Raw genomic sequence first — 16,383 nt, 5'->3', positions numbered from 1 at the left:
CGGAATCGCGGGAAAACAAAGGAATAGAGCGGCTCAGGAGATCCGTGAAAAGCTGAACCGCTCTATGTCCTGCGAAAGCGTGTGCCGTTTCACGCCGGCGGCGCCGTGCGAGACACTTCCGAAAACAGCCAGGATCGCAAGACCGCAATCGCCGGCCGCTCCAGTGCGCCGGTGGGATAGACGAGGTGATAGGCAAGCGCGCTCGCAAGTCCGATCGGGAAGGGCGCAACGAGCGTGCCTTCAGCCAGTTCCTGCTCCACGAAGGACCGGCGCATCAGCGCAATGCCGAGGCCTGCCTTCATGGCGTGATAGGCACCCGCGCCGTCGGTAAAGACCGGTCCATGCATGGCATTGACGCGTGTCGCACCGGCGGCCTGCAGCCAGAGCTCCCAGTCCCGCCGATAGACATCGTGGATCAGCGTCAGATTTGCGAGATCGTCGACCGTGGGAGAAGGACCAAGCGTCGCTGCCGTCTCGGGCGTACAGACCGGCACATATTCGTCATCCAGCAGCCTTTCGCTTGCCAGTCCCTCATACCCGCCGAGACCGTGACGAATGGCGATATCTATTCCATCCCGTTGGAAATCCATCATGCGGTGCGAGGCGCTGATGCGCAGGTCGATATCCGGGTGCGCCTCCTCGAACCGCCGCAGCCGCGGCACCAGCCAGTGCGTGGCAAAGCCGGCGGTACAGGTGACGGTCAGCACCGTATCCTTCGAGCGCATTGTCAGCGTCGCGGTCGCCTCGCGAATGAGGCGGAAGGCTGTGCGCATGGTCGCGAAATATTCCGCGCCGTCGCTCGTCAATGCGAGGCTGCGCGTCCGCCGCTCGAAAAGACGCACGCCGAGTGCGCTTTCGAGATCGCGGATCTGCAGGCTGACGGCTCCCGGCGTCACATGCAGTTCGTTCGCCGCCAGCGTCATGCTGAGATGCCGGGCGGACGCTTCGAAGGCGCGGAGCGCCGAAAGGGATGGCAATTGATCCATGATGATTGAGTTCAGCTAAATCATGATCCGAGAAAGACTCGTTTGCTCAAGCCTCGATACCGCGAGTATTATTGCGATAATACGGATGGTTAGCAATCATGTCGAGACCATCAATCGACAAGTAAAACTCAATTGGAACATGCTGGAGATAATCTCATGCTGCAGAAAACCATGGGCGCAGTCGAATGGAGCATGTTGGTGGGCCTATCCATCCTTTGGGGCGGCTCCTTCCTGTTCAACGGCATTCTGGTGCATGAACTGCCGCCCTTTACCATCGTTGCCGCGCGTGTCGCGCTCGCCGCCATTGCCTTGCATGTCATTGTACGTGCAACCGGACATTCCATGCCGAGAGACCGTGAAACTTGGCTCGCCTTCTTCGGCATGGGCTTCCTCAACAATGTCATCCCATTCCTGCTGATCGTCTGGGGCCAGACTCATATTGCCAGCGGCCTCGCCTCGATCCTCAATGCCACCACGCCGCTCTTTGCTGTCGTCGTCGCCCATTTCCTGACCGAGGATGAGAAGATGACCGGCAATCGCCTGATCGGGGTCATCGTCGGCTTTGCCGGCGTCGCCCTGATGATCGGCCCTTCGGTGCTTGCAAGCCTAGGCTCTAACGTGCTGGCGCAGCTTGCCGTGCTGGGTGCCGCCTTCAGCTACTCGCTGGCCGGCATATTCGGGCGTCGTTTCCGCCGCATGGGGCTGGCGCCCATCATTCCGGCCGCCGGTCAGGTCACCGGCTCGGCCATATTGCTTCTGCCGATCGCGCTCTTTGTCGACCGCCCCTGGACGCTCGCAATTCCATCGACCGAAATCTGGCTGGCGCTCGCCGGCCTGGCGCTCCTGTCGACCGCCATCGCCTATGTATTGTTCTTCCGCATCCTCGCGGCCGCCGGCGCCACCAACCTGATGCTGGTGACTTTCCTCATTCCCGTCAGTGCCATCCTGCTCGGCGCGCTTGTCCTCGGCGAGAGCCTGCAGCCGAAGCATTTCATCGGCATGGCACTGATCGCGGTCGGCCTTGCGGCAATCGATGGGCGCCTGCTTACCCTCCCCTTGAGGAGGAGGGTCGGCACGTAGTGCCGGGTGGGGTGATCTCGGCAAGCGTTGAGACCACTCATTCAAAAGGGACGTAACTAGCAAGCGAGATCGGCGACCACCGAATCGAGAACCAGCATTCCCGCCGGTGTGCAGCGCAGGCGGGAATTGCCGATCCGCTCGATGAAGCCGTGTTCCAGTAAAAACGCCTCGCGCTGCGGATCGGGATCGCGGCCGGAAAGTTGCTGCCAGCGGGCGAGATCGACGCCCTCCCTGAGCCGCAGGCCCATCAGCAGCAATTCGTCGGCCTGTTCGTCGAACCCAAGCATTTCCTGATCGATCATGCCGTGGCCGTCGCGCTCGACCATCTCAAGCCAGCTCTCCGGTTTGCGCTCGGTCGCCGTCGCCAGCTTCTGTGGTCCGCGGGTCAAGCGGCCATGGGCGCCGGGACCGATCCCGGCATAGTCGCCATAGCGCCAATAGGTGAGATTGTGCCTGCTCTCGGCGCCCGGACGGGCATGATTGGAGACCTCGTAGGCCGGCATGCCCTCGCGCTCGGTGATCTCCTGTGTCGCCTCGTAGAGCAGCGCCGATTGATCTCCGTCCGGCACGATCAATTTGCCGGCCTTGTGGAGGCCATAGAAGGGCGTCCCTTCTTCGATGGTCAATTGATAGAGTGAGAGGTGATCGACCGCGTAGGACATCGCCTCCTTCAGCTCGCGCTCCCATTCCTCGACGGTCTGGTTCGGGCGGGCATAGATGAGATCGAAGGACATGCGCGGAAAAATCTCGCGCGCCAACTTGATCGCCTTCAGCGCATCCTCGACATTGTGCAGACGGCCCAGGAATTTCAGGTCGCGGTCGTTCAGTGCCTGCACGCCCATCGACACGCGATTGACGCCGGCGGCGCGATAGCCGCGAAAGCGCTCCGCTTCGACGCTCGACGGATTGGCTTCCATGGTGATCTCGATACCATCGGGCACGTGCCAGGCCTTGGCGATGCCCTCCAGGATCGCGGCAACGGTTTCCGGCTTCATCAGCGAAGGCGTGCCGCCGCCGAGGAAGACGCTGGTGACCGTCTTCGGGCCGCTGATCATCCGCATCGTCGCCATTTCCTTCAGGAAGGCGGCCGCGAAGCGCTCCTGATCCACAGGCTGGTGGCGGACATGGCTATTGAAATCGCAGTAGGGACACTTGGCCGCGCAGAAGGGCCAATGCACATAGACGCCGAAACCGGGTTCACCGGTATCGGGCAGTAATTGCGCCCCGCGCATCAGGTCCTGTGTGTCCACGATTTCCACGGGGTTAGCTTACGCCTCCAGGCAGGTTTCGACAAAGGTCTTGAAAGCGCGGGCGCGATGCGACAGTGCATGCTGATCGCCATGCTTCCAGCCATGTTTCTGGTCGCTGCTCATCTCGCCGAATGTGGTCTCGTATCCCTGCGGCTGGAAGATCGGATCGTAGCCGAAGCCCTGCGTGCCGCGCGGCGGCCAGACGACGTTGCCTTCCACTTCGCCGCGGAAAAGCTCGGTATGCCCATCAGGCCAGGCAAGGCAAAGTACGCTGACGAAACGCGCCGTACGGCTCTCCGGCGATGTGGCACCGACCTTCTCGAGTGCGGTCTCGACTTTTTGCATCGCCATGGCGAAGTCGCGCGTGCCGTCAGGCCTTTCCGCCCAGTTGGCCGTATAGACGCCGGGATCGCCGCCGAGTGCATCGATGACCAGGCCGGAATCGTCCGAGAGCGCCGGCAGACCGGAAGCATTGGCGGAGGCAAGCGCCTTGATCGTCGCATTTTCCTCGAAGGTGGTGCCTGTCTCGTCCGGTTCGATGAAGTTGAGATCGGCGGCGGATTTGGCGGTAAAGCCGAGCGGGCCGATGAGATCGCGAATTTCCTGGATCTTGCCGGCATTGTGGCTGGCGACGACGATGGTCTTGGTATCGAGCTTGCGCATGTGCTGTCCTGTCATAGCCCCCAGATGCGGGGTTCGGCGCATTCCAGGCTGTTGCCGGCCGGATCGCGGAAATAGATCGAACGGCCGCCATTCGGCCAGTGGAAATCGGCTTCGATATCGACACCGGCCGCTTGCAGCTTTCGCGTCATCGCTTCGATCTCGTCGTTGTCGAGGCGGAAACAAACGTGCCCGTGCCCCTTGGTGCCATGCGGCGGCACGGGCAGGGCGCCCGGCTCATGCGGCTTGACGGTCTCTTCGCTATTGAAAATGAGCAGCACGCCCGGCCCGCAGCGATAGAAAACGTGGCGATTGCCGCCACGCGAAATCTTCTGCAGTCCGAGTATGCCGCCATAGAAAGCTTCGGCGGCATCGAGATCGTCCGCGTAAAGCGCGGTTTCCAATATGCCTACGAGTATCGCCTTGCTCAACCGATTAGCCCCTCACCCTAACCCTCTCCCCGCAGGCGGGGAGACGACCTCAATCTCGATCGTCCTCCGATTCCCGCATGATGAAGAGAGGTGACGGAAGGTGCGTCTTGCCTCTTCTCGCCGCCGAGACGGGAAGGAGGTGGCCGCCCTTCGATAAACTCAGGGGCCGGATGAAGGGCAAGCTGCACGCTCCACATTCGTTGATATCCTCAGGCGATGGCCTGCTTCTGCAGCTCCACCAGTTCGGCGATGCCGGTCTTGGCAAGATGCATCAGAGTGGCGAATTCTTCTTCGCTGAAGGGCGCGCCCTCGGCGGTTCCCTGGATCTCGACGATGCCGCCCTTGCCCGTCATGACGAAATTGGCGTCGGTTTCGGCCGAGGAATCCTCGAGATAGTCGAGGTCGATGACAGGTTGACCGGCGAAGATGCCGCAGGAGATGGCGGCGATGTGATCCTTCAGCACACGCTCGACCTTCACCATGTTGCGGCTTTCCATCCACTTCAGGCAGTCGTAAAGCGCGATCCAGCCGCCGGTGATCGACGCCGTGCGCGTGCCGCCATCCGCCTGGATGACGTCGCAGTCGACGGTGATCTGACGTTCGCCCAGTTCCTTGAGATCGACGACGGCGCGTAGCGACCGGCCGATGAGGCGCTGGATTTCCTGCGTGCGGCCGCCCTGCTTGCCGGCAGCGGCTTCGCGCTTCATGCGCTCGCCGGTCGCGCGCGGCAGCATGCCGTATTCGGCCGTGACCCAGCCCTTGCCGCTGTTGCGCAGCCATGGCGGCGTCTTGTCTTCCAGGCTTGCCGTGCAGAGCACATGCGTATCGCCGAACTTGACCAGGCACGAGCCTTCCGCATGCTTGGAAAAATTGCGCTCGAACGACACCTTACGCATCTGGTCGGTTTTTCTGCCTGAAGGCCGCATTCCACTCTCCTGAATGTTCGTTGACCGCTTCTACGACCCACAGGCCGCTTTTGCAAAGGAAAAGCAGGTTGCGACGCCCGTCTGCATTCCCAGTCGCATTTTCCCTTTTGCCATTGCTAACTGAATGATTATATTTTGCATAAGGCTCAACGGAATGGATTTGACAGCGAAATGGTATTCACGACATCATCGGTCTCGGATGTCATTGCCGCACTGGACGAACGCTCCAAGGAAATCTTCCGTCGCATCGTCGAAGGCTATCTGGAAAACGGCGAACCCCTTGGTTCGCGCAATCTGTCTCGCCTGTTGCCCATGTCCCTGTCGCCGGCCTCGGTGCGCAATGTCATGAGCGATCTGGAAGAGCTCGGGCTCATCTATTCGCCGCATGTGAGCGCCGGCCGGTTGCCGACGCAGGTGGGGCTGCGCTTCTTCGTCGATGCCTTCATGCAGGTCGGCGATCTCTCCGCCGAGGATCGGGCCAACATCGACCGGCAGGTGCGCGGCAGCAATCGCGATCAGCCGATGGAATCGATGATGTCGGAGGCAAGCCGGGTGCTGTCGGGCATTTCGCGCGGCGCCGGCCTAGTGATCACCGCCAAGAGCGACCCGGTGCTCAAGCATGTGGAGTTCATTCGGCTTGAACCGACCAAGGCGCTTGCCGTGCTCGTCGGCGATCACGATCAGGTCGAAAACCGCATCATCGAACTGCCGGCCGGCACGACGTCATCGCAACTGACGGAAGCTGCCAACTTCCTCAATGCGCATATGACCGGCCAGACGCTGCCGGAATTGCGGCGGCAATTGCAGAGCCTCAAGCAGAGCGTGCGCCAGGAGCTGGACAGCCTGTCCCATCAGCTGGTCGAGCGCGGCATTGCCGTCTGGTCCGGTGGCGATGACGATGGCAAGCCGACGCAGCTCATCGTGCGAGGGCATTCCAATCTGCTCGCCGAGATCGGCGGCGTCGAGGATCTGGATCGTCTGCGCCTTCTTTTCGACGACCTCGAAAAGAAGGACAGCCTTATCGAGATCCTCAACCTCGCCGAAAGCGGGCCGGGCGTGCGCATCTTCATCGGCTCGGAAAACAAGCTCTTTTCGCTGTCCGGCTCCTCGCTGATCGTTGCGCCCTATCGCGACGACGACGATCGTATCGTCGGCGCGGTCGGCGTCATCGGTCCGACGCGGCTGAACTATGCCCGCATCGTGCCCATGGTCGATTATACGGCGCAACTGATTTCGCGGCTGACGCGGCCAGGGATTTGACGAGACGGATCTGACGGCGGCGCTCAATCGGGAAGCAGCATTCCCGATCCGCCCATCTCAGCCGGAACGTCCTTCTGCTTCGGCAGCCCGTCGCTCAGGTGCAGCACCGTCGTTTCATAATTGACGTGCAGTGCCGGCTGGAAATCGAGGCCGGGCAGGACGCCGGCGTAGACATCGGTTACGCCCCACGGCGGATGTTCGGTCAGCAGATGACCGCCGCAGACCGTGCACCACTTGCGCACGCTCTTCTCGGTTTTCTGGTAGCTGCCGATCTTGTCCGCACCCCTGGTGACGTGAACGGCCTGCGGCGGCCAGAGCGAAAAGGCATTGACCGGTCCCGCCGACCATTCGCGGCAGGAGTCGCAATGACAGTAGCCCATTGCCATTGGCTCGCCGTCGACTGCAATTTCCACTGCCCCACAGAAACACTTGCCTGAAAGGGATTTGCCATTAGACATTGATCTCACCCCACGCTGTGCTCAGCTGCGTTTCAACATACCACCGGGGAGGAGGGCTGAACAGTCGATGTCTCGAACGGCATTCAGGGGCGGGGGAGCACATTGCTGTCGACACATAGCTGCGAATTGGCTGTTCTTCTCGACAAAGCCTTGATTTTTTCCGGCCAAACCTCGATATCGGGCACATCCAAAGACCAAGCAATTCGGAGACCGTCATGACCGACGAAACAACAAAAACCGGACCTGACGCCACGGCGGCCGACACGTCAGCGGATTTCGCGCAGGACGCAGCCGAAGCCGTTGATGCGGCCGAGCCGTCTCAGCCGGATCCGGTTGAGCTGCTGAAGGCCGAGAACGGCGAACTGCGTGATCGCTATCTGCGCCTCGCTGCCGAGATGGACAACCTGCGTCGCCGCACCGAGCGCGATGTAAAGGATGCAAAGTCCTATTCCGTGGCAAGCTTCGCCCGCGACATGCTTTCGGTGGCGGACAATCTGCGCCGTACGCTGGATGCCATTCCGGCTGAAGCACGCGCCGGCGGTGATGCCGGCCTGCAGACGCTGATCGAAGGTGTTGAGATGACCGAGCGTTCCATGCTCTCTGCTCTCGAGCGCCATGGCGTGCGCCAGCTGGAGCCGGTCGGGCAGAAGTTCGACCCCAATTTCCACCAGGCAATGTTCGAAGTGCCCAATCCCGAGGTACCGAACAACACCGTCGTTCAGGTCGTGCAGGCCGGTTTCGCCATCGGCGACCGCGTTCTGCGCCCGGCCATGGTCGGCGTCGCCAAGGGTGGCCCGAAGATCGTGGAAAATGCCGAGCAGGGCGCCAACAGTCCGCTGGATGAAAAAGACGCCTGATTCTTTTCAGGCACTGGCAAATGAAAAGAGCCGGATGATGTCAGATCATCCGGCTCTTATTTTGGCCTTGGTCCGATGCGACGCAGGGCGTCACGCGGCGTTGGACGCCTGCTCCTCGTTGAGGAAGGCGTAGATGGCTGAGGCGGATTCGGTGGCGCGGAGCTTCGCGACGAGATCCTGGTCCCGCAGAACGCGGGCAATGCGCGACAACGCCTTCAGGTGGTCTGCACCTGCGCCTTCCGGCGCAAGCAGCAAAAAGACGAGATCGACGGGCTGGTCGTCCAGAGCCTCGAAATCGACAGGCGCCTCAAGGCGCGCGAAAATGCCGGCGATGGACTTGATGCTGGCAAGCTTGCCATGCGGAATGGCGATGCCGTTGCCGACTCCGGTGGAGCCCAGGCGCTCGCGCTGCAGCACAACGTCGAAAATTTCGCGCTCCGGCAATCCGGTCAGCTTGGAGGCTTTGGCGGCCAGCTCCTGAAGCAGTTGTTTTTTGGAATTTGCCTTCAAGGCGGGGATGATCGCATCTTGCTGTAGCAAATCTGCCAATGCCATTCTCTTTATCCTTCGTGTCGCCGAGAGCCGATGACGGGCAAGCGGCGGCCAGCTGCGATGATGCGCAGCCGCCGCTTATCTTCTATTCTCAGCCTTTAATATTGGCGGCGTCGATCCAGCCAATGTTACCGTCCTGTCGGCGGTAGACGATGTTCAAGTGTTCGTTGCCGGGGCTGCGGAAAAGCAGCAGCGGCTCGTCGGTCATGTCGAGTGCCATCACGGCAGTCGCCACCGACATGGTCTTCAATTGCTTCGTGCTCTCTGCGACGATCGCCGGCGCGAAATCGGCAGCAATCTCCTCGTCGTCATCCGGAACGCCATCCATGACGGTATAGGCGACTTCCGCCTGTCCGTTGACATGATTGCCGGCCTGATGGTCCTTGAGTTTGCGTTTGTAGCGGCGCAGGCGCTTCTCGATGCGCTCGGACGCTGCATCGAAAGCAAGCTGCGGGTCCATAGCTTCACCGGCAGCATGCAGCACGACCCCGCTATCGAGATGAAGCTTGCAATCGGCCGCAAAGCGCGAACTGGACTTATGTACAGTTACCTGACCCGAATACCCCCCGTCGAAGTATTTGGTCACGGCCATACCGATCTGGTCCTCGATCCGCTGCCGGAAGGAGTCACCAATTTCCATATGTTTACCGGAGACACGCACACTCATGGAGTTTCCCTTCTTGTAGTGGTTATTGCGCGTACCAGTTTACGCCAAGCCTCAAGCTCATCCAAGCACTTCACGCAGTCAAAGGCAAATTGCGTATATCGACCGCCTTTGGGATGGTGGGGATAAGTTTCATGGTCTGCTGTCCTGCAGCGATTGCGGCGGGCTTCTAGCCCCGCCGCATGCGAAAGTCAACTGCATCTTAACGGACTGTTAGGAGATATGCATCCTGTGGTTGACGGTCGGCGGTCGTCAGAAACCGGAAACTTTGGCCAGTGCCCGCTTCTCCCGGCGTCGTTGAACGGAGGAGGGGATGTTCATGGCCTCCCGGTACTTTGCAACCGTGCGGCGAGCAAGCTCTATCCCGCCCTTCTTCAGCGTATCGACGATATCGTCGTCGGACAGCACCGCATCCGGGCTCTCGTTCGTGATCATCAGGCGGATCTTGTGGCGCACGGCTTCGGCGGAATGGCTGTCGCCGCCCTCGACGGCGCTGATCGAAACCGTGAAGAAATATTTGAGCTCGAACAGCCCGCGCGGCGTCAGCATGTACTTGTTAGAGGTCACGCGGCTGACCGTAGACTCGTGCATCTTGATGGCGTCGGCTACGGTCTTCAGGTTGAGCGGCCTCAGATGATCGACGCCGTGCAAGAGGAATGCGTCCTGCTGCCGCACGATCTCGCTTGCCACCTTCATGATCGTCTTGGCGCGCTGGTCGAGGCTGCGGGTCAGCCAGTTGGCATTCTGCAGGCATTCCGACAGGAAGGCGTGATCCTGCCCGGTCTTGGAAACGCAGGCGAAGTAGGATTGGTTCACCAGCACGCGCGGCAGCGCATCGGGGTTGAGCTCCACCAGCCAGCTGCCGTCGGCCGAAGAGCGCACGACGATATCGGGCATGATCGCCTCGGATATGTCGGTCTCGAAGCAGCTGCCGGGCTTGGGGTTCAGCTGGCGGATTTCCGCCATCATGTCGAGCAGGTCTTCCTCATCGACGCCGCAGAGCCGTTTCATCGAAGCAAAATCGCGCCTCGCGAGCAGTTCCAGGTTCTGGACGAGGCGTTCCATCGCCGGGTCGAAGCGATCCTTCTGCCGGAGCTGGATTGCCAGGCATTCGCTGAGAGAGCGGGCGAAGACGCCGGGCGGATCGAGTTGCTGCAGGGCCTCCAGCACGCGCTCCACATCTTTCGGGGTAGCGCCGAAGCGCCCCGCCGTTTCCCCGAGATCGGCGCGGAGGTAGCCGGCGTCGTCAAGCTGGTCGACGAGATGCTGGGCGATCAGCCGGTCGCCCACGGCGGGCAGCGAAAAGGGGATCTGTTCGTTGAGATGATCGCGCAACGACACCTGGCCGGCGACGAAGTCGTCGAGGTCGTAGCTTTCGCCGGCCTCGCCACCAGGCATGGATTTCCACTGGCTCAGCAGCTCCGGCGCATCGGCGCGCTGCGGCGGGCCATCATCCGGAAAGACATCGTTGAAATTGGTATCGAGTTCGTCGCTCAGCCGCTTGGCGTTGCCTGTATTGTCGTTTTCGTACCAGTCGCTCGCAAGGTCGCCGGCACCGCCTTCGAAGCCATCTTCTCCGCGCGGTTCTTCCTGGGCTTCGAAAGGATCGTCCTTGGGTTCGCGTTCGCCGTTGCTGCCCAGATCTTCGTCATTTGACGCAAATTCCAGCAGCGGATTTTTCTCGACCTCCTGGGCGATGAACTGGCTCAGCTCGAAATGGGTCATCTGCAGCAACTGAATGGATTGCATCAGTTGCGGAGTCATCACCAGGCTCTGGCTTTGGCGCAGGAAAAGATTGGCCGATAATGCCATGGCGGACGCGGGACTCCCCTTGAACTCCTCGGGATTCCGCGTCTTCGATTAATAAAATCTTCGCGAAATTCCAACTGGCCCAAAAATTGCTTTTTTATGGGATTTGGTCAAGTGGAACTGTGAAGCGAAAGTAAATTTACGGGGCGCGCCGGCGCCCGGTAATATTAGTGCGTGAAGGAATTGAATTTCAGCCTATCAGAGGCTGAAATTATCACCAAGATAAAGCTTGCGTACTTCAGGATTGCTGACGATGTCGTTCGCCCTGCCGTGTGTCAGCACCTCACCCGCATGGATGATATAGGCGCGGTCTATCAGGCCGAGCGTTTCGCGGACATTGTGGTCAGTGATCAACACGCCGATGCCGCGCGCCGTCAGGTGGTGCACCAGGTTTTGGATGTCGGCGACCGAAATCGGGTCGACGCCGGCGAAAGGCTCGTCGAGGAGCATGAAGGTTGGATCGGTCGCCAATGCGCGGGCAATTTCCAGTCGCCGCCGCTCACCGCCCGAAAGCGCGATCGCCGGCACCGTGCGCAGATTGCGAATGTGGAATTCCTCCAGCAGTTCGTCGATCTTGCGCTCCCGCTTCGTCTTGTCCTTTTCATGGACCTCGAGCACGGCGCGGATGTTTTGCTCCACCGTCAGGCCGCGAAAGATCGAAGCTTCCTGCGGCAGGTAGCCAACGCCGAGCCGCGCGCGGCGGTACATCGGCATCGACGTGACATTGTTGCCGTCGATCTCGATCGTACCCTCATCGACCGGCACCAGACCGGTGATCATGTAGAAACAGGTCGTCTTGCCAGCGCCGTTCGGCCCGAGCAGGCCAACGGCTTCGCCGCGCCGTACCACCAGCGAAACGCCATTGACGACGCGCCGCCTACCGTAGGTTTTGGTGAGGCCGCGCGCTATCAGGGTGCCCTTATAGCGTGCTTTGTCCGCGGCCGGTGCGCCCGATGCCGCGGAAGACGGCCCGGGCACGCCGGGCAAAGTGGAAGTGGTCGATGTGGTCACGGGAGGGCCGGTATCAATTTTTCTTTTGTTGCTGCTGCTGCACTTGCTGCGACTTCGGATCGAGCTGGATCTGAACGCGGCCTCCGCAGGAATCCAGCTGTGCTTCGCCCGTCGCCATGTGCACGGTGAGCTGGCAGCCGGTGAAAACGTTCGGGCCGTCGGTCAAAACCACTTTCTTGCCCTTGAGGATAGCAAGCTGGTTGGCCATGTCGAAGGAGCCGTCCTCCGCCGTTGCCGTCTGCGTGCCGGAAACGAGGTAAACCTTGTCGGTGACCAGAATATGGTCGATGTTGGCATCGCCTGACACCAGCGACTGGTTCTGCTCCTTGGCGACCTTGGCGACGGGATTGTCAGCCTGCTTGGCATCTGTCGGCTGCTTCTTCTTGTAGAAGACCGTCATCTTGCCAGCCTGCATGGTCGTGGTGCCCTGAACGACCTTGACGTTGCCGGTGAACACGGCCTGGCTTTCCTGGTCGTGGATTTCCAGCTTGTCGCTTTCGATCTGGATCGGCTGATCGCTGGAAAGGGCAAGGCCCGGCATGGAGCTGGTCGTCGACTGCGCACCTGCCTCTGCTGCTGCGAAGAAGGCGAGCGCGCTGAAAGCGCCAAGAAGGCCCGCTTTGCGCAGGCCGGAGTTGAAAATTGAGTTTGGCCAATACTTTATCATGAACCGCCCGGCTTCTGTTCGCTAGCTGAATTGTGGAGTGCGGACGGTTCGATATGCATCTGAACCTGTCCGTCGAATTCGATTACGCTCCCCTTATCCGTCATCTTGAGCGAACGCGCAACAACCGACATGCCGCCTCGCTGGATTGCAACCTGATCCTGGCTGGACAGGTCGCCCTTCTTGACATCGAGGAACGCGGTCTTGAACTCCGCGCGCAGGCCATTGTCCATCTGGACGACGAAGGGCTCCGTCAGCTTCAGCGTGTCGGCCTGGCGATCGAAATCCGCGCTCTGGGCCGTCACGTGGGCGATCACGTCGGTATTGACCGGCATGGATGCCTTGATGGTCTTGAGCGTGATCATGTTCGGGTTCTTGATATCCTGCAGCGCTTTCTCCGCGAGCAGGGAATAATTGATGCCGTCCTTGTTGCGGCCGGCGATGGCGGGACGCTCCATGACCACCTTGCCGTCCTCGATCCTGGCACCCTCGATCTGTATGTCCGCCGGCAAATAAGCGCGGATCAACGAGACGGTGATGAAGATGAGCGAGACGATGAGGGCGGCAAGCGGCAGCAATACCCTCAGCCGCTTCACGCGCGCAGAGTGGAAGATTGCGTCCTTATACACATTCCGTTCCGGCACCGGGCGGATTGCCTCGCCGGGGGTCTCGATCGTATTGAGCATGCAACAGGTCCGTCTTTTTTGATCCGGGAACCGCATTCACGCTATGCGAGGCTGCGCTAAAAAGCCCATCGGATCGTTTCGCATTATTGCACTGGCTTGCCAATATGGATTTTTTCCCGCAGCCGACGAATTTCGGCAGAAAAATATCCCGTTGGCCCGTTTCATCAGGTCGGGCAATGTCCTATCTGATGAACAGCAGAGCGGCCGCCCGCCGACGACATCGAGAACGGGAAACGCTTTTCTCTGAGGATTGTGCCCGTTTCAAGGTGTCATTATCCGGTTGGCAGTGCATTCGATTTGTTGCAGGGAGAAATAAGGCGTGATGGACAGTTCTGCAATCGCGGATCGGCGACAATTGCGCCGCAAGGTTGGTTTTTGGCGCGTTGTTGCCGTTTTGCTCCTTATTGGGCTCGGCTTCGCGCTCTATCGCTTCGTTGCCGGAGACCTCCCCGACAGCCGCGGTCCGCAAATAGCCCGTGTCAAGATTTCCGGGCTCATCCAGGACGATCCGGAACTCCTGGAACGGCTGAAGAAGATCCGCGACAATGACCAGGTCAAGGCGCTGATCGTCTCGATTTCGTCGACCGGCGGGACCACCTATGGCGGCGAGCGCATCTTCAAGGCGATCCGCGCCGTCGCCGCCAAGAAGCCCGTCGTATCGGACATTCGCACGGTTGCCGCCTCGGCCGGCTACATGATCGCGACCGCCGGCGACGATATCGTTGCCGGCGATACCTCGATCACCGGGTCGATCGGCGTCATCTTCCAGTATCCGCAACTCAAGGATCTGTTCGACAAGCTCGGCGTTTCTCTCGACGAAATCAAGTCGGCGCCGCTGAAAGCCGAGCCGTCGCCCTTTCATCCGGCAAGCGAGGAGGCCAAGAGCATGATCCGCAGCATGGTCATGGACAGCTATGGCTGGTTTGTGGACCTCGTGGCGGATCGTCGCAAGCTGCCGCGTGAAGACGTATTGAAGCTTGCCGACGGCAGCATCTTCACCGGCCGGCAGGCGCTGCAGAACAAGCTGATCGATACGCTCGGCGGCGAAGACGAAATTCTTGCCTATCTCGAGACGCGCAAGGTCAAGAAGGACCTGCCGATCGTCGATTGGAAGCCGGAAGACAAAACTTCGTCCTTCTTTTGGCCGGGTGCCGCTTCCTGGTTGCTAAATCGTCTCGGTTATGATGATTTTATTAAAGGAGAGAGTCTCCAGAAAATCATGACCGATAAGTTGTTTCTTGACGGCCTGCTTTCTGTTTGGCAGGGTGCAGCCAATTGATAAATCAATGATTTAAGGGGATAGCTGTGATCAAGTCGGAACTGGTGCAGATTGTTGCCGCCCGCAACCCGCATCTCTATCACCGCGACGTCGAAAATATTGTCAATGCCGTCTTGGATGAGATCACCGATGCGCTCGCCGCGGGAAACCGGGTTGAACTTCGCGGCTTCGGCGCTTTTTCCGTCAAGAACCGGCCTTCGCGCTCCGGTCGCAACCCGCGCACGGGCGACACGGTTTTCGTCGAGGAAAAATGGGTCCCTTTCTTCAAGACTGGCAAGGAGCTGCGCGAGCGCCTGAATCCGGGCGCCGGCGACGACGAAGACGACAACTGATCGGCCCGATCGCGCCGAGCTCTCCCGAAAATGCCGTGCCCGAAAATCTTGCGATGGAATGCCGTTGGACATGATTGTGCCGCGACGCGGTGGCACTTGAATTCAGCCGCCTCTTTTCTATTCTGCGGCTGGAGGCGTCATGGGTGTGGGCATCCATGACTGCGGATAAAGGAGCAGCGCAATGGCCAAAAAGATCGTCAATCTGCTGATATTGCTGCCGCTCGGCATCATCCTCGTAATATTCTGCGTTGCCAACAGGCAAACCGTGACGCTGGCTCTCAACCCGTTCAGGCCAGACGATCAGGTTCTGTCGCTGAATGCTCCTCTGTTCGTGCTGATGTTTGTCGCTCTGATCCTCGGCATGGTCGTCGGAGCAGCGGTTACCTGGTTCAATCAGGGAAAACACCGCAAGCGTGCCCGCAACCAGTCTCGGGAGGCGGTACGCTGGCAGGCAGAGGCCGACAAGCATCGCACGCGAGCGGAAGAAATCGCCGGCCAGCTTCCGTCAAAATGACGGGCTGCCGTCAAGCCGCATCTCTTTATAGTCGCCCTCGGGCGACGCGCCGTCGCCAATGATCTCGAAGCCGATTTTTCGATAGAAGGTCATGGCGTGCGTGTTTTTGACCAGGCACTTCAGCCGATAGCGGCGCGCTGGCCAATCCGGCAGGGCGGTGAGCAGGGCCTTGCCGGCACCGCGTCCCTGGAAAGCCGGCAGGATATAGAGCATATGGATGAAGTCGTCCGGCTCCCACACAGCGGCAAAGCCTGCAACCATGCCATCCTTGTCTTCGCAGACGAATAGGCGCTCGCCGTTCGTATGAACGGCGAAATCCTCGAGGCTGAAGCGGCCGGGATCGACCCATCGGAATGTCCCGCGGCGGACGTGGAGATAGATCTCCGCGAGGGTTTGCATGTCTTGTTCGCGTGCCGGCCGGACAGCCCACGTCTCGGATTTCGATGTCATGATCGTTTATATGGGCGCCAAATATGCCCACGGCAATCAGGCGTTGGCCTGACCGTTGATCGCAGCGGTGAAATCGGCAAAAAATTGCTGAGCAAGCTTCTTGGCGCTGGAATCGACCAGTCGTGAGCCGAGCTGGGCGATCTTGCCGCCGACCTGCGCCTTCGCCTCATATTGCAGGATCGTCTCGTTGCCGTCCTGCTTGAGGACGACGTCGGCGCCGCCCTTGGCGAAACCGGCGATGCCGCCCTTTCCCTCGCCCGATATCGTGTAGCTTTCCGGCGCATTGATGTTGGAAAGCTTGACCTCGCCATTGAAGGAGGCGGAAACCGGGCCGATCTTCAGCTTCACGGTCGCTGTCAGCTCCGTCGGAGAAATCCTCTCCAGGCTTTGACAGCCCGGAATACATTGCTTGAGGATTTCCGGATCGTTCAACGCCGCCCACACCGCGTCCCTGGGTGCTGCGATCCGCTCCTCGCCGGTCATGTCCATGCGCAATCCTCCCAATGTGACATTT

20 protein-coding genes are annotated in these 16,383 nt (G+C 60.2%); 6 read left to right on the top strand and 14 right to left on the bottom strand.

What is annotated here, in order from left to right; genetic code table 11:
* Positions 1-89: 89 nt before the first annotated feature.
* The gene (gcvA, locus tag HGP16_RS17230) at positions 90-986 is read right to left on the bottom strand and encodes a transcriptional regulator GcvA (RefSeq protein WP_205926601.1); all 897 of its coding nucleotides are present in this window, start codon (positions 984-986) and stop codon (positions 90-92) included.
* Positions 987-1,142: 156 nt separating this feature from the next.
* Here gcvA and HGP16_RS17225 point away from each other — a divergent pair, with 156 nt between their 5' ends.
* Positions 1,143-2,066: a DMT family transporter gene (locus HGP16_RS17225; protein ID WP_168841236.1), complete on the top strand. Its 924-nt coding sequence runs from the start codon at positions 1,143-1,145 to the stop codon at positions 2,064-2,066.
* 56 nt (positions 2,067-2,122) lie between these two features.
* Here HGP16_RS17225 and hemW read toward each other — a convergent pair whose 3' ends face one another.
* From hemW to rph, 4 genes are all read right to left on the bottom strand, one after another.
* Positions 2,123-3,298, bottom strand: a complete 1,176-nt coding sequence (gene hemW, locus HGP16_RS17220) for a radical SAM family heme chaperone HemW (RefSeq protein WP_168841438.1) — start codon at positions 3,296-3,298, stop codon at positions 2,123-2,125.
* A gap of 36 nt (positions 3,299-3,334) precedes the next feature.
* The gene (gene rdgB / locus HGP16_RS17215) at positions 3,335-3,979 is read right to left on the bottom strand and encodes an RdgB/HAM1 family non-canonical purine NTP pyrophosphatase (RefSeq protein ID WP_168841235.1); all 645 of its coding nucleotides are present in this window, start codon (positions 3,977-3,979) and stop codon (positions 3,335-3,337) included.
* Positions 3,980-3,990: 11 nt separating this feature from the next.
* Entirely contained in the window at positions 3,991-4,407 is a 417-nt protein-coding gene (locus tag HGP16_RS17210) for a VOC family protein (RefSeq protein ID WP_205926600.1), read from the bottom strand.
* A gap of 209 nt (positions 4,408-4,616) precedes the next feature.
* Positions 4,617-5,333: a ribonuclease PH gene (gene rph, locus HGP16_RS17205; RefSeq protein WP_168841234.1), complete on the bottom strand. Its 717-nt coding sequence runs from the start codon at positions 5,331-5,333 to the stop codon at positions 4,617-4,619.
* 171 nt (positions 5,334-5,504) lie between these two features.
* Here rph and hrcA point away from each other — a divergent pair, with 171 nt between their 5' ends.
* Complete coding sequence (gene hrcA / locus HGP16_RS17200; RefSeq protein WP_168841233.1) at positions 5,505-6,593, top strand: heat-inducible transcriptional repressor HrcA; 1,089 nt, start codon at positions 5,505-5,507, stop codon at positions 6,591-6,593.
* A 23-nt stretch (positions 6,594-6,616) separates the two neighbouring features.
* On the opposite strand, the gene HGP16_RS17195 is transcribed toward hrcA, so the two are convergent.
* On the bottom strand, positions 6,617-7,051 hold the full coding sequence (locus HGP16_RS17195) for a GFA family protein (protein WP_168841232.1): 435 nt from the start codon (positions 7,049-7,051) through the stop codon (positions 6,617-6,619).
* A 215-nt stretch (positions 7,052-7,266) separates the two neighbouring features.
* Between HGP16_RS17195 and grpE the strand changes: the two genes are divergently transcribed.
* The gene (gene grpE / locus HGP16_RS17190; protein WP_168841231.1) at positions 7,267-7,908 is read left to right on the top strand and encodes a nucleotide exchange factor GrpE; all 642 of its coding nucleotides are present in this window, start codon (positions 7,267-7,269) and stop codon (positions 7,906-7,908) included.
* Positions 7,909-7,998: 90 nt separating this feature from the next.
* Here grpE and ptsN read toward each other — a convergent pair whose 3' ends face one another.
* The 6 genes from ptsN to lptC form a co-directional block, all read right to left on the bottom strand.
* A complete protein-coding gene (gene ptsN / locus HGP16_RS17185; RefSeq protein ID WP_113348039.1) occupies positions 7,999-8,463 on the bottom strand; it encodes a PTS IIA-like nitrogen regulatory protein PtsN in 465 nt (154 codons plus the stop codon).
* An 88-nt stretch (positions 8,464-8,551) separates the two neighbouring features.
* The gene (hpf, locus tag HGP16_RS17180) at positions 8,552-9,127 is read right to left on the bottom strand and encodes a ribosome hibernation-promoting factor, HPF/YfiA family (protein WP_168841230.1); all 576 of its coding nucleotides are present in this window, start codon (positions 9,125-9,127) and stop codon (positions 8,552-8,554) included.
* A gap of 249 nt (positions 9,128-9,376) precedes the next feature.
* Entirely contained in the window at positions 9,377-10,936 is a 1,560-nt protein-coding gene (gene rpoN / locus HGP16_RS17175) for an RNA polymerase factor sigma-54 (RefSeq protein WP_168841229.1), read from the bottom strand.
* Positions 10,937-11,131: 195 nt separating this feature from the next.
* Positions 11,132-11,920: an LPS export ABC transporter ATP-binding protein gene (lptB, locus tag HGP16_RS17170; protein WP_205926615.1), complete on the bottom strand. Its 789-nt coding sequence runs from the start codon at positions 11,918-11,920 to the stop codon at positions 11,132-11,134.
* A 37-nt stretch (positions 11,921-11,957) separates the two neighbouring features.
* Entirely contained in the window at positions 11,958-12,611 is a 654-nt protein-coding gene (locus tag HGP16_RS17165; RefSeq protein WP_168841228.1) for an LptA/OstA family protein, read from the bottom strand.
* Entirely contained in the window at positions 12,608-13,294 is a 687-nt protein-coding gene (gene lptC / locus HGP16_RS17160) for an LPS export ABC transporter periplasmic protein LptC (RefSeq protein WP_168841227.1), read from the bottom strand. The genes HGP16_RS17165 and lptC overlap by 4 nt, the downstream gene beginning before the upstream one ends.
* 322 nt (positions 13,295-13,616) lie before the next feature.
* Between lptC and sppA the strand changes: the two genes are divergently transcribed.
* From sppA to HGP16_RS17145, 3 genes are all read left to right on the top strand, one after another.
* Positions 13,617-14,573 carry a signal peptide peptidase SppA gene (sppA, locus tag HGP16_RS17155; protein WP_168841226.1) on the top strand — a complete coding sequence of 319 codons (957 nt, stop codon included), beginning with the start codon at positions 13,617-13,619 and terminating at the stop codon, positions 14,571-14,573.
* Positions 14,574-14,599: 26 nt separating this feature from the next.
* Positions 14,600-14,905 carry an integration host factor subunit beta gene (locus HGP16_RS17150; RefSeq protein WP_168841225.1) on the top strand — a complete coding sequence of 102 codons (306 nt, stop codon included), beginning with the start codon at positions 14,600-14,602 and terminating at the stop codon, positions 14,903-14,905.
* 181 nt (positions 14,906-15,086) lie between these two features.
* Positions 15,087-15,419 (top strand): LapA family protein, encoded by a 333-nt coding sequence (locus tag HGP16_RS17145; RefSeq protein ID WP_168841224.1) that lies wholly within the window; start codon positions 15,087-15,089, stop codon positions 15,417-15,419.
* Here the strand turns inward: HGP16_RS17145 and HGP16_RS17140 are convergent.
* Positions 15,411-15,869: a GNAT family N-acetyltransferase gene (locus HGP16_RS17140; RefSeq protein ID WP_168841223.1), complete on the bottom strand. Its 459-nt coding sequence runs from the start codon at positions 15,867-15,869 to the stop codon at positions 15,411-15,413. The two genes, HGP16_RS17145 and HGP16_RS17140, sit on opposite strands and share 9 nt — an antisense overlap.
* Before the next feature lie 36 nt (positions 15,870-15,905).
* On the bottom strand, positions 15,906-16,358 hold the full coding sequence (locus HGP16_RS17135) for a carbon monoxide dehydrogenase subunit G (protein WP_168841222.1): 453 nt from the start codon (positions 16,356-16,358) through the stop codon (positions 15,906-15,908).
* Positions 16,359-16,383 lie beyond the last annotated feature (25 nt).

Source organism: Rhizobium sp. P40RR-XXII (genome assembly GCF_012641405.1).
Classification (GTDB): Bacteria; Pseudomonadota; Alphaproteobacteria; order Rhizobiales; family Rhizobiaceae; genus Rhizobium.
The sequence above is the reverse complement of the archived record's forward strand: the minus strand, read 5'-3'. Positions and strand labels throughout refer to the sequence as shown.